Source organism: Flavobacterium sp. FG139 (assembly GCF_057809695.1).
The window spans coordinates 18,240-32,167 of the sequence record NZ_JBMDKL010000019.1; the positions used below are offsets into that span (position 1 = coordinate 18,240).

The 13,928-nt window shown below is 33.7% G+C and carries 10 protein-coding genes; 2 read left to right on the forward strand and 8 right to left on the reverse strand.

Translation table 11 applies throughout. The features are described from left to right. The first annotated feature begins 225 nt into the window (after nucleotides 1-225). Both ACODSI_RS13905 and ACODSI_RS13910 read left to right on the forward strand, forming a co-directional pair. Entirely contained in the window at nucleotides 226-1,761 is a 1,536-nt protein-coding gene (locus ACODSI_RS13905) for a YifB family Mg chelatase-like AAA ATPase (RefSeq protein ID WP_488917466.1), read from the forward strand. Between the two features lie 17 nt (nucleotides 1,762-1,778). Next, nucleotides 1,779-2,702, forward strand: a complete 924-nt coding sequence (locus ACODSI_RS13910) for an alpha/beta hydrolase (RefSeq protein WP_488917467.1) — start codon at nucleotides 1,779-1,781, stop codon at nucleotides 2,700-2,702. On the opposite strand, the gene ACODSI_RS13915 is transcribed toward ACODSI_RS13910, so the two are convergent. From ACODSI_RS13915 to panB, 8 genes are all read right to left on the reverse strand, one after another. Beyond that, nucleotides 2,699-4,021, reverse strand: coding sequence for a hydroxymethylglutaryl-CoA synthase family protein (locus tag ACODSI_RS13915; protein WP_488917468.1), 1,323 nt, complete (start codon nucleotides 4,019-4,021; stop codon nucleotides 2,699-2,701). The genes ACODSI_RS13910 and ACODSI_RS13915 overlap by 4 nt on opposite strands. Before the next feature lie 151 nt (nucleotides 4,022-4,172). Next, nucleotides 4,173-5,033: a KPN_02809 family neutral zinc metallopeptidase gene (gene ypfJ / locus ACODSI_RS13920; RefSeq protein ID WP_488917469.1), complete on the reverse strand. Its 861-nt coding sequence runs from the start codon at nucleotides 5,031-5,033 to the stop codon at nucleotides 4,173-4,175. A 12-nt stretch (nucleotides 5,034-5,045) separates the two neighbouring features. Next, the gene (locus ACODSI_RS13925) at nucleotides 5,046-9,029 is read right to left on the reverse strand and encodes a PAS domain S-box protein (RefSeq protein ID WP_488917470.1); all 3,984 of its coding nucleotides are present in this window, start codon (nucleotides 9,027-9,029) and stop codon (nucleotides 5,046-5,048) included. 108 nt (nucleotides 9,030-9,137) lie between these two features. Then, nucleotides 9,138-10,466: an aldehyde dehydrogenase gene (locus tag ACODSI_RS13930; RefSeq protein ID WP_488917471.1), complete on the reverse strand. Its 1,329-nt coding sequence runs from the start codon at nucleotides 10,464-10,466 to the stop codon at nucleotides 9,138-9,140. Between the two features lie 4 nt (nucleotides 10,467-10,470). Next, entirely contained in the window at nucleotides 10,471-11,847 is a 1,377-nt protein-coding gene (locus tag ACODSI_RS13935) for a hypothetical protein (RefSeq protein WP_488917472.1), read from the reverse strand. 74 nt (nucleotides 11,848-11,921) lie between these two features. After that, a complete protein-coding gene (locus tag ACODSI_RS13940; RefSeq protein ID WP_488917473.1) occupies nucleotides 11,922-12,611 on the reverse strand; it encodes an RluA family pseudouridine synthase in 690 nt (229 codons plus the stop codon). 30 nt (nucleotides 12,612-12,641) lie between these two features. Next, nucleotides 12,642-12,998 (reverse strand): four helix bundle protein, encoded by a 357-nt coding sequence (locus ACODSI_RS13945; protein ID WP_488917474.1) that lies wholly within the window; start codon nucleotides 12,996-12,998, stop codon nucleotides 12,642-12,644. A 33-nt stretch (nucleotides 12,999-13,031) separates the two neighbouring features. Continuing rightward, nucleotides 13,032-13,850: a 3-methyl-2-oxobutanoate hydroxymethyltransferase gene (gene panB, locus ACODSI_RS13950; RefSeq protein WP_488917475.1), complete on the reverse strand. Its 819-nt coding sequence runs from the start codon at nucleotides 13,848-13,850 to the stop codon at nucleotides 13,032-13,034. Nucleotides 13,851-13,928 lie beyond the last annotated feature (78 nt).

Here is a 13,928-nt window from a genome sequence, read left to right on the forward strand (position 1 = left end):
AGAGTTTTATTTATTTTGTTAAATTTTAATTTTATTTCATTTTTTTATAAAATTCTGTTTTATATCAATGATAATTTATATTAAAATATTTTTATTTCTTATAGTTGTATAGTTAGTAAATATGAATTTTCTATTGAATTAATGTGCTATATTTTCTATTAACGTTAATATTTTTATATTTGTATTAGTATTAGTATTAGTATAAGCCAATTAAAAATATAAGCCATGTTAGTAAAAGTATTTGGAAGCGCCGTCTTTGGTGTTGAAGCCACCACAATAACAGTAGAAGTAAATATCGATAAAGGTATTGGATACCATTTGGTAGGATTACCAGACAATGCCATAAAAGAAAGCAGTTATCGTATAGCTGCTGCACTCAAAAATAACGGTTATCAGTTACCGGGAAAAAAAATCACCATCAACATGGCGCCAGCCGATTTACGAAAAGAAGGATCTGCCTATGATTTGACTTTGGCTATCGGAATTTTAATGGCCTCAAGTCAGATTCGAACTGAAGAAGTAGAGCGCTACGTTATAATGGGTGAGTTGTCTCTGGATGGAAGTTTACAGCCCATCAAAGGTGCTTTATCGATTGCCATTAAAGCTTATGAAGAAGGATTTAAAGGTTTTTTTCTTCCAATTCAAAACGTAAAAGAAGCTGCAATAGTGGAAGGTTTAGAGGTTTATGGCATTGAGAATGTAACGCAAGTAATCGACTTTTTTGAAGGAAAAGGGACATTAGAACCTACTGTAATTAATACGCGAGAAGAGTTTGATAAAACTTCAGATTTTCCAGAATTCGATTTTTCAGAAGTCAAAGGTCAAGAATCGATTAAACGATGTATGGAAATTGCTGCGGCAGGCGGACATAATATTATTCTTATAGGTCCGCCAGGTTCAGGAAAAACAATGTTAGCCAAGCGATTACCGAGTATTTTGCCTCCAATGACGCTGAAAGAAGCTTTAGAAACAACCAAAATTCATTCGGTTGCAGGTAAAATTAAGAATGCTGGGTTGTTAAGTCAGCGTCCGTTTAGAAGTCCGCACCACACGGCATCGAGTGTGTCGTTAGTTGGTGGAGGTAGTTATCCGCAACCCGGAGAGATTTCGTTATCGCATAATGGAGTCTTGTTTTTAGACGAATTACCCGAATTTAAACGAGAAGTACTGGAAGTTATGCGCCAGCCTTTAGAAGATAGGGAAGTAACCATTTCGAGAGCTAAATTTACTATCACGTATCCGTCATCTTTTATGTTAGTAGCAAGTATGAATCCGAGTCCGAGTGGCTATTTCAACGATCCAGACGCACCACAAAGTTCTTCTCCACATGAAATGCAACGATATATGAGTAAGATTTCAGGACCACTTTTAGATCGAATCGATATTCACATTGAAGTTACTCCAGTACCCTTTGAAAAACTAACAGAAACCCGAAAATCGGAAAGCAGTGTTGCCATTAGAGGCCGAGTAATAGCCGCAAGAGCAATCCAATCGAAACGTTTTGAACACACAGATAAGGTTCATTATAACGCTCAAATGGGTTCAAAATTAATACGAGAATATTGTGTTTTAGACGAAGCTTCCCTACATTTGTTAAAGACTGCCATGGAGCGATTGAATCTTTCGGCTCGTGCTTATGATAGAATTTTGAAAGTGGCTCGAACGATTGCCGATTTGGAAGCATCAGATAAAGTGCATTCCAATCATATTGCAGAAGCTATTCAATATAGAAGCTTGGATAGAGACGGTTGGCTGGGATAATGTTAAATCGATTAATTATGAAAAATACTATTTTATTAGGATTGTTGTTGGTTTCACAATTTGTTTTTTCACAAAGTATACCCAAAGTGGTATCTGGAACTCTTCATAGAATCGAAAATTTTAAATCTAACTACGTAACCGTTAGAAATATTGATGTTTGGTTACCGGATAATTATTCAACTTCTAAAAAATATGCTGTGTTGTACATGCACGACGGACAAATGTTATTTGACGCTGAAACAACTTGGAACAAACAAGCTTGGGATGTTGATGATGTATTGTCCAAATTGACAAAAGAGAAAAGGATTCAAGAGGTTATTGTAGTTGGTGTGGCTTCTGATTCACAAACGCGTCATATCGATTATTTTCCTCAAAAACCTTTTGAAAGTCTGGCTCAAACCCAACAAGATTCCATTTATAATGCCAATAGGAGTAATGGGCAGAGTGTGTTTCATAATGGCAAAATAAATTCGGATAACTATTTAAAATTTTTAGTTGAAGAACTAAAGCCTATGATTGATAAAACGTATTCGGTTTACACCGATCAAAAGCACACTTTTATTACAGGAAGCAGCATGGGCGGCTTGATATCGATGTATGCCATTTGTGAATATCCAAAAGTCTTTGGTGGTGCCATATGTATGTCAACCCATTGGCCAGGAATTTTTAGTTTAGAACACAATCCAATTCCGGGTGCTTTTTTTAAATACTTGAAAAAGCATTTGCCAAATCCTAAAAATCACAAAATTTATTTTGATTACGGAACGGCAACTTTAGACGCCTTGTATGTAACCCTACAACCACAAGTAGATGAAATCATGCAATCTAAGGGATTTACCGCTACAAATTGGATGACTCAAAAATTTGAAGATGCCGATCACAGTGAAAAATCTTGGAACAAACGGTTGTCGATTCCAATGCAATTTCTACTTGGGAATTAAACAAACTTATAGTATCGAGCACCCATTAAAACAGGATTTTCTTTTTCGATATAATCTAAAACAAATTCATTTTTAGGTTCTAAAACAGGATGCTTTCTTTCTTTTTTATGCAGTGAAATGTAGGTGCCAAAATCAATCTCAGACGATTGGTCTAAGGTTTCAAACAAATTAGTTTTAGCGATTACTGATTTCCATTCGGAGGCTACTTCGGCTTCAAACACTTTTGCTTTCGAACCACTACCATAGGCAATGAACCCCATTTTTTTACCGGTTAATTCGGTATTGTTTTGCAAATGAAAACTCAAGGTAGATAACATGCCAAGAAAAATTGAACCTGTATACATATTGCCTACTTGACCCGAAGCAATTTCTGATGGAAAAATAGTTTTTGTTACAAATTCTATATACTCAGCACTTTTAGCAATTGTTTTGAGGTCATCAGTCAGATTATTTTCTTTAGCATAAATCTCTACAAAAGTCCTACGCGCCTGAAAACAATAGGGAAGATGCATCAAAATATTCTCCCAGTTCTGATACAAAGCATTCGTTTGATTGGTGATTTCTTTATAATGGATATAGGCTTCAGAAGTTCGTTTGATGTAACATTCATTAGAATAATATCCGTCAAAAACGGGTTGTTCCTTATAGAATGCCACTTCATTTTCCAAAATTCCAAACCATTCGGGATTATCATCGGTATTTAGAATTTCATTTTTGGAAGCATACCGTCTTGGTTTGAAAAAATCAAAAACACCTTGTGCCGAAACGCCAACTTTGTTTGAAAACGATAGAATTCTTGGATTAGCCGAAATTAACATGGCGACAGCGCCAGCGCCTTGAGTATATTCTCCAGTTGAATTCAAATCGTATTTGGCATTGTCTGTGGCAACTACTATGGCTTTTTGGGTTGGGTTTAGACGAATAAAATCGAGAGTGGATTGTAACGCATCCACAGCTCCGATACACGCAAAAGTCATGTCTAAAGTATCGCAATATTTAAAACTACCATCGCCCAACTGTTGTTCTAAAAGTGCAGTAATATAGGTTGCAATGGGTTTAGAAGAGTCGACACCACTTTCAGTACCAACATAAATTCGCGCAATGTCTTTTGGGTTTAGGTTTTCCTGTTGGATTAATTTATAAACGGCATTTGCTCCAAAAGTGATCACATCTTGATACACATCTGGAAAACTCATTTTTTGAAGTCCAAGGCCTTTTATTAATTTATCAGGTTCTATATTTCGATTTTCTGCAAGCGTTTTAATAGGTAAATGCAGTTTGGGTATATCAAAAGTAATGCTGTCAATTCCGACTTTCATAGTAATCATATTTCCTGCAAAAATAAAAAAGCTGTTGTCAAATAGAGTTAGACAACAGCTAAAATATGTGGTAATAATGTCGATTTGTGATTATCTTAAAATAAGTCTTTTAAAATTTAATAATAGTAATTTTTTAGAACTAAAAACAGTTTTATTTTAATAATGCACTAAAAGTATCACCTTGATTGATATCGCCAGTTTCATATCCTTTTTTAAACCAGTACATTCTTTGGGCTGACGAACCATGTGTGAAGGTTTCTTGATTAACATGACCTTGCATTTTACTTTGAATGGAATCATCACCCACAGCATTGGCAGCACTTAAAGCCTCTTCGATATCGCCTTCTTCTAAATATTTTTGATTGTATTTTGCCCAAACGCCAGCATAAAAATCGGCTTGAAGTTCTAGGCAAACGGATAGTTTATTGGCTTCGGCCTCGCTTTTTCCTTGTTGAAGTTGACGAACTTTAGCCGAAGTTCCCATGAGGGTTTGTATGTGATGTCCAACTTCATGCGCAATGACATATGCTGTAGCAAAATCACCACCTTGGGCACCAAAACGTGTTTTTAATTCTTTCATAAACTCCAAATCGAAATACACTTTGTGATCGCCTGGACAGTAAAAGGGTCCCGATTGCGAAGTAGCATTTCCGCATGCGGTTTCTACTGCGTCAGAAAACAACACCAATTTTGGTTGTTCATAATCCATTCCTTTTTCTTTAAAAAGTTGTCCCCAAGTATCTTCGGTATAGGCAAAAATGGTTGAGGCAAAATCGCCCATTTCTTTTTGTTCGGGTGTTAATTCTTTGGCAGGTCCGTTACTAGTTGTTGATTGATTTTGTTCCACTTGTTGTTGGATGTTATCAATCAAAGGAGCGCTTTGTGGCATAAAAGTTTTAAGTAAGAAAAAGATAATTGCAATTACGCCACCGCCTACAATTGTTTTTCCGCCACCAGACATTCCTCTTCGGTCTTCTACGTTGTCACTTTTTCGGTTTCCAATCCATTTCATAAGATATCATTTTTAATGTTTAATCCATTTGGAAATAATGTTTTCCAATACTTCTTTCAAAATTGGTTTTGAAGCATAATCATTCATGCCAGCTTCAATGCATTTTTCTTTTTCCCCAACAACGGTTCCAGCGGTAAGTGCAATAATTGGTATATGTTCTCCATTTTTTAGATTTCTAATCTCTTTAGTGGCCTCATAGCCATTCATAACAGGCATTTGAACATCCATCAAAATAAGATCTGGTTTTAACACAATAAATTTATCGACACCTTCTTTTCCATCGCTAGCTTCATATATGGTTCCGTTTGGAATAATTTGTTTGACTAGTGTTTTGGCCAATAACATGTTTATTTTGTTGTCTTCTACTATAAGTATTTTGTAGTTTTCATGACCATAATCGTCTCGTTCTCTAGGATTGAAAAATACTTCAATGTTTTCAATTTCATTAGTTGTATTTTCATTAGAAGTTTTTAGAATGACTTCAAATGAAAATTCACTTCCTTTTCCGTATTCACTTTCTAGAATTAACGTACTGTCCATTAAAGACAATAATTGGTTGGAAATGGTCAAGCCAAGTCCGGTTCCACCGAATTTTCGTGTTGTGGAATTGTCACCTTGTGAAAAGGCAGAAAATATTTCTTCTTGAAAGTCTTTTTTAATACCAATTCCAGTGTCTTTTACGGAGAATACTATTTTATTTTCGTTAGCATTAATGGTTTGTTTGTTGTTGATTGAAAGGGTTACTTTTCCTTTTTCTGTAAATTTTACAGCATTACCAATAAGATTTATCAATATTTGTTTCAATCGAACGTTGTCGGTCCACACATAACGCGGTAAATTCTCATCAATAATTAATTCTAATTCTATTTTTTTAATATTGGAATCATAGCGGACCAATTCGATTACTTGTTTTGCTATTTCTGAAAGGTCATATTTTTTAATATACAAATCTAATTTTCCAGATTCTATTTTAGAGAAATCCAAAATGTCATTTATGATGTCCATTAATGAATGTGCCGATTCATTGATAGTGCCCATATATTGTCTTTGAATAGGCTCAAGTTTGGTGTTTTTTAATAAGTCAGAGAAGCCAATAATTCCGTTTAGTGGTGTTCTAATTTCATGACTCATGTTAGCAAGAAATTCTGATTTGGCACGATTGGCAGCTTCGGCATAATTTTTAGCTTTAATGGCTTCTTCTGCTTGAATTCGTTGGGTAATGTCTGTAAAAATACCTACAACAAATTCAATTTTATCATCTTTCATAATAGGTTCTCCAAACTCTTCAACCCATACTGTATGACCGTCTTTTTTAATAATTCGGTATATAAGATGTATTTTATGTGGTTTTATATTGATTTCTTCGGCTTCATTAATCAGTATTGCAACATCATCGGGATGTACGACATCAAGATAATAGACTTTGTTTTCGAGGAAGTCAGTTTTGGAATAACCGGTCAGTTTTTCAATTTCATCATTGAGATAAATTTTGGTCCAATGTTCGTCATATTTACTCAAATGAACACTTCCGGGAATGTTGTTTGCCAACAATCTAAATTTCTCTTCACTTTCTTGAATAATGGCTTCGTTATAATTGCGTTCAATGGCAGATGAAATATTATTTGCTAAAGTAAGTAGTGTGTTGATTTCTTCAAAAGACCAAATTCGTTCTATTTTAGTATCATCAAAAACGATAAAACCATAAAATTCATGTTTGACATGGATGGGTAAAAATAGAATTGATTTGGAATAAAGTGTTTCTAAAAACTCACGAGTCGTCTGATCTTTTATGTTTTTTATTAAAGAAAAATAAGGTTTGTTAGCTTTTAAAACCTCAACAATTTCTGGAATTTTGTTTTGCGAAACTTGTCTTAGATTAGGATTGATAGGTGCAATACCGTTCAAATCTCGAGTCCAACGGTGTTTTTGTTCTAGAATTCCATCATCTTTGTGGTAGGTAAAAAAGGACATTCTATCGGTTTTTGTAACTTTTCCAATTTCATCTATAATTCCTTCAAACATCTCGGAATTATTTTTACTGATAAGTACTTTATCGGTAATTTTGGTAATCACACTCAAAATATCATTCTTGTATGATAGTTTTCTTTCCGCTTCAATTCTTTTTTGAGTTTCTATAGATAGTGTGATAATATCGGCTATAGATCTAACAAAATTGCTGTCTTCGGTATCCCAAAGTTTGATTTTAGTGTCCGATTCTAAACACAATACTCCAATTAATTTACCATTGATTATAATGGGTGTATCAAGTAGTGATTTTATGTTATTTTTCGGAAAATAATCAACGCAAAACTCGGCTGTTTCTTCACTTTTATAGACATCTGATGAAATTATTTGTATTTCATTTTCAAGATAATTAAAGTAAGAAGGATACTCTTTTCTATACAGTATGGTACCGCTTTCAAATGTATTGCTATTTCTTAAAAAAAGACTTTTACATTCAATTGACTCGGGATTATAAATCCAATAACTAATTCGGTTTACATCAACTTTTTCGGCAACTAATGTCAACATGTTTTTTAACACATCATCAAAATTGTCCGATTTTAAAATGTTTGTTAAAGTGATGTTTTTTAAAGTTTCATTGTATAATTTTAATTTCCGTTGTTTGCGTTGTTTCTCAATTTCATTTTCTTTTACTAAAGTAATATCTCTAGCAATTGCGGTGAATCCAATTATTTTATCTTGATCATTTTTCTTGAAGGATACATTTTGGGAAAGCCAAACCGATTCACCACTCTTTTTTACTATAGGAAATATTAAAGTTGGAAATTCTTTTATTTCACTGGTCGTAATGCTGTAAAAAGTCATTACTTTATTGAGGTAATCTTCTCGAATTATTTGCGTGTAATGTTGTTGATATAATTCGTTGATGTCGTATCCTGTAACGACTTCAGCGTATTTATTAATAAAAGTATAATTACCTTTTAAATCGGTTTCATAAATAAAATCATTGGCATTTTCAATCAGATTGATGTATTGATTTTGAATTTGAATTTGTTCCGTAATGTCTTGACCAATGCCTATTACTAACTCTTCAGAAAATTTCCGATCTTTCCATTGGATGTACTTATATTCACCAGATTTTGCTTTTAATTTCCGAACATGCAATCGGTTATCAATATAATTATCGTGGTAGGCTTCTCCAATAAATTCTGGATCTTCTGTGAGTTCCCAAAATTTGAGTCCTAAAACTTCTTCGGGAGTATACCCTAAAAATTCCATTACTTGATGACTACAGTAGGTTAACGCACCTTTTTTATTAGTGACAATAGTCAACATATTACCTTTATTAACAATTTCATTGGCAAATAAAAACTTGTTTTTGGTATCTGTTAATGCTATGTGTCGCGCAATGTTTATAGCAAATGTGGCTAAAAAAGTGTTGAATAATAGTACTACTATATCTGTGGTTAATTGAGAATTATTATAAATGCTTATTGTGAATAGTAATGTTATTATTGAAAAAACTAAAAACTGAAAATAGCTTTTAAAAGCGTTGTAAGAAATAAAGAAAGCTACAATTAATTCAAGATAATTAGCCAATTCAAAGGTGTTGAATAATAAGTTGTAGTAGGTAACGCAAAAATAGCCCAAGTATAATGTGATAAAAACAGTACCTAAATGCTTTTTAAGTAATGTTGTTCGGGTGCTTACAAAATATAAAAGAATTAGTATAGAGCCCAGAATTAAGTTTGGGACGAAAAAAGGATTCCGCCGTACTTCAAATATTTGACAGATGAGTTCTACCAGAGGAAGAATTATTCCTAAAAAAAGGAGATAAAAATTGTATTGTTCTTCTTTGGGTTCAAATTCCGAGAAATGGCTGTCGAATTTTAATTGAAAGTTTCTGTTTTTTTTGACAATGATGTATGTAAAGTAAGCAATAAGAATTAAAATAGCACTTATTATCCATTCGTTGTTATAGAAAAAATTAGCCGTAAACTCTATGTTTAATGGAATGTAGTTTCGAATCATAAAAAAATAAGCATTCAATTGTATATTTATGACAAAAAATGATTTTCAGGATAAATATACTATAAAATTACCATAACCTGCTCAAATTTAGTGTACATTTTTTATAATTTACAACCAATCTAATATTTTTTTAAGAAATTTAATTTTGTTTTTATAGGGCGCATACCGCATTGGTAAATCCAACCATGTAGCTTTTTTTAGGATGGCTTTTTTGTGCGAAAAGGAATCAAAGCTTAATCGACCATGATAAGCGCCATTACCACTGTGTCCAACGCCACCAAAAGGCAAACGGTTATTGGAAAAATGCACAACGGTATCGTTAATGCAACCGCCTCCAAAAGAATATTTTAGCACCATTTTTTTAGCCCATTTGGTATTGTTTGAAAAAACATATAACGCCAAGGGTTTTTCATATTTTGATAGGACGGAATCAATTTCACTCTCATTTTTATAACTGATGACAGGCAAAATTGGACCAAAGATTTCCTCTCGCATCACCAAACTTTCCAGATTTGGCTCGTCTAGAAGGGTAGGAGCAATATAGTTTTCGGTTTGATTGGTTTGGCCACCATAAAGAATAGTTTCATCTGCTAAAAATTGAGTAAGGCGCAACCAATTTTTATCATTAATTATTCTAGGAAAATCGGGTGAAATAAAGGGGTTTTCTCCATAAGCTTGCACAATTTCTTCTTTAAGAGCCGCTACCAAATTTGATTTTGCATTGTGGTGGACCAATACATAATCGGGTGCAATACAGGTTTGACCCGCATTGATGAATTTTCCCCAAACTATTCGTTTAGCGGTTAATTTTATATTACAATCCTCATCAATAATGCACGGATTTTTACCACCAAGTTCTAAGGTTACGGGCGTCATGAATTCGGCCGCTGCTTTGGCTACCATTTTTCCTACGGCAACACTGCCGGTAAAGAATATATAATCCCATCTTTGGGCTAACAATTTTTGAGAAACTTCAACGCCACCTTCAATTACTTCAACATGGTTTTTGTCAAATGTTTCAGTAATAATTTTAGTGATTATGGTTGATGTATTAGGAGTTAATTCAGATGGTTTTACCACCACTTGATTACCTGCGGCCACTGCTGCAATTAAAGGGCAAAGTGCCAGTTGAAAGGGATAATTCCACGGAGCAATAATTAACACTTTTCCGTAAGGTTCACTCAAAATATAATCTTGAGATGGAAAATTTAATAAAGAAGGCAAAACCCATTTCGGTTTTGCCCAATGCTGTATGTTTTTAATAGTATTTTTTAAATCGGAAATAACATAACTCGTTTCTGTTATAACGGCTTCAAACTTTGGTTTTTTAAAATCTTGATATAATGCCGAAACAATCTCACTTTCATAACGATTAATGACGTTTAAAAGCTGTTTTAATTTTTCTTTTCTAAAATGGATGTTCGTTTTATATTCCATGATTTTATAAAAAAGCCCATCTCCAACCGGTGTAAAAGTCGGCTTGCTTGGTATCGTTAATTAAAGCGGTAACAATAGATCCCGAACCCATGTAGAAACCACCAATTCTAAATCCGACACCACCATTTAACCCCGAAATTTCATTATGCGTCCATGGTGAGAAAAATTCAAAAAAGCCTAAATTTACTCTAGGGGTAAGTGTATAACTGTTTTGAGCTGTAATTTGATTGTTGGCGTTATTGTTGTTTACTTTTTGCTGAATGTATCCTGAAATGAATAATTTTGAAATAATTTTTACATCGGCATAAGCGGTAAATAAAGTCGGCAATTTTACGGTAAAATCTTTTTTCTGTGGCGTAACGTTTAAATAACCTTGATTGATAAGAATGGTTTCTACCTGTTGTAAATTGTCTACATTATCAAACTGGTTTAAGTTTAATCCCAGCGGATTAGCTGCAGTGGATTGGATGTTAAGTTGGTAATTCGTTGCATGATTATTATCGTCTTTAAAGGTCATCGAACCTACATTACGAATGGCCATGCCCAAATTTAATTTGTATTTATTCCAATTTTTCTTCGGATTGGTTTCGGGTTTGTCTTTCCATTGGTAATTAATTCCGATATCACCAGAAAAGCCATTTAGCCCACCAAAAATCGATTGTGAATAATCATTTAAATTCGAAAAACTGGAAGCTAAGCCACCCGAATAAGCAATGTTTAAATTGGCTGTTGTATTGTTTAAATAGACTTGCCCAGCAGTATTAGTAATGGTTCCTTGAAACTTATCCAAACCTAAATTGGCATACGAACCAGGAAATAATAATTTGAATGTAGCACCAATATTTAGTTTGTATTTTTCTTTATCGATAAGATTTCTAGACAATGTAAAACCCACTTCACCCCAAGTAGTTCCGTTCAATCTTTGGTTGTAGTTGTTGCTAATCGTTGAAGAACCAAAAGCACTGTTTAATCCCGAATTGACCAAAGCATCTCCAAGTTTTGGATCGATATCGATAACATCCAATTTACCATGAGCTTTAGATGTGATGGCAAAACCCCAGTTTTTATATTTCATCGCTAATCCTAGGCCTAAAACCTCTGCATCAATACGCATATTGACTGGGTCTGAACCTTGAAAGAGTAGGGATTGTAAATCAGCATTTGAAAATAAATCGCTATAACCAATTTTATTATTAGAAACATTAAAGCTCATCCCTATAACATTCACTTCAAACTTATTAGACATGTTGGCCAATTCGGCTGGATTTAGGGAAGCATTTAAAATTCCCACACGACTTGAGGTGCTAACACCTGCAAAATGATCTTGTGAAAAACCTGAGTAGGCTAATAGCGCTAATACAATTACACTTATTTTTTTCATGAATAAAAGATTTAGGTTAATGTTTTATAAAGATACTATAACTGTTTAATAAACGAAAAAAAACATGAATTAGTTTACACTGCATTCCAAATTACATCGTTGGGAGTAGGAGCCAAAAGCGTTAAATGTTCTTTTGAAACTGGATGCGAAAAAGATAATTTTCGAGCATGAAGATGAATACCACCATCGGGATTGCTTCGATCGAAACCATATTTTAAATCACCTTTTATAGGACATCCAATTGCAGATAATTGTGCTCTAATTTGATGATGTCTTCCTGTATGAAGATTAATTTCTAAAGCAAAATAGTTGTTTAATTCTTTAATAATTTTATACTCTAAAGAGGCTTTTTTGCTTTCTGGAACTTCTTTTGTATGAGCCTTAGACGTATTGTTTTTTTCATTTCTTTTCAGAAAATGTATCAGAATATCCTGCGATTTAGGTGGTTTGTTTTTAACCACAGCCCAATAGGTTTTTTGAGTTTCTCGTTGACTAAACATTTTATTTAATCGCTCTAACGCTTTAGATGTTTTAGCAAAAACGACAATACCCGTTGTGGGTCTGTCTAGACGATGCACCACACCCAAAAAAACATCTCCAGGCTTGTTGTATTTGTCTTTAAGGTATTCTTTAACTACATCAGAAAGTGGTTTATCACCAGTTTTATCACCTTGTACAATATCGCCTACACGTTTATTAACCACAATAATATGATTGTCTTCGTGCAGAATTTGGAGGTTGGATTTGTTGGAAATAATTTTCAAGATTGATTATTGGATTTTTAGATAATTAGATTATTGGATTCCCAATGAAGAACGAAATTTAGAAATCATTTTGATGATTTTATTCAAATCTGTACTTAATTCATCTAATTTATCCTGATTAATATAACCTAAATCAAATGCTATTAATAGTTGAGTTTCTATTTCATAAGTTGAACCTATTGAAATCTCAAGAAATCGCGAAAAATCTTTATTGCTGCTTCTTGAACAACCTTCAGCTATGTTTGATGGAATGGATACGGATGCTCTTCGTAGTTGATTAGTAAGACCAAATTTTTCATCATCAGGAAAATTTGAAGTAGTAGCATAAATTTGGGTACAAAATTGTCTGCTTAGTTTCCAAATTTCCAAATCTTTAAATCTATGCATAAATCTAACAATCTAATTATCTAAAAATCCATACTAATACTGCTCATTAGCATTCGGAAAATCTTTACTTTTTACATCGCTAACATACTGACCGATGGCGCCAGTCATTTGTTCGTATAGATTGAGATAACGTCTTAAAAAACGCGGACTGAATTCGTTGTTCATACCCAACATATCGTGGATTACCAAAACTTGACCGTCAACGCCACCACCAGCACCAATTCCGATTACTGGAATAGAAATACTTTGAGCTACTTTTTCGGCTAAATGAGCTGGAATTTTTTCTAAAACTAAGGCAAAACAGCCTAGTTTTTCGAGCAATTTGGCGTCATCCAATAATTTTTCTGCTTCAGCTTCTTCTTTAGCTCTAACAGTGTAGGTTCCGAATTTATATATCGATTGTGGGGTTAAGCCCAAATGTCCCATAACCGGAATTCCGGCGTTTAATATTTTCTTGATGGAATCTTTAATTTCACTTCCGCCTTCTAATTTAACGGCATGTCCACCACTTTCTTTCATAATTCTAATCGAAGAACGCAACGCTTCTTTAGAGTCGGATTGATAGCTTCCAAAAGGTAAATCTACTACTACAAGTGCTCTTTCTATCGCGCGAACTACACTACTGGCATGGTAAATCATTTGATCTAATGTAATGGGCAAAGTAGTTTCGTGACCTGCCATAACATTACTTGCCGAATCTCCAACCAAAATTACATCAACACCAGCGGTATCTACAATTTTTGCCATGGTGAAATCGTAGGCAGTGAGCATTGAAATTTTTTCGCCATTGGCTTTCATTTCAACTAATGATTTTACGGTGATTCTTTTGTAATCTTTTTTAGCTACTGACATAAATGTAATTTTGAGATTGTAAAAGTACTAAAACTAATTGTTTTGAAATAAAAAAATGGACCCGAAATACATCGAATC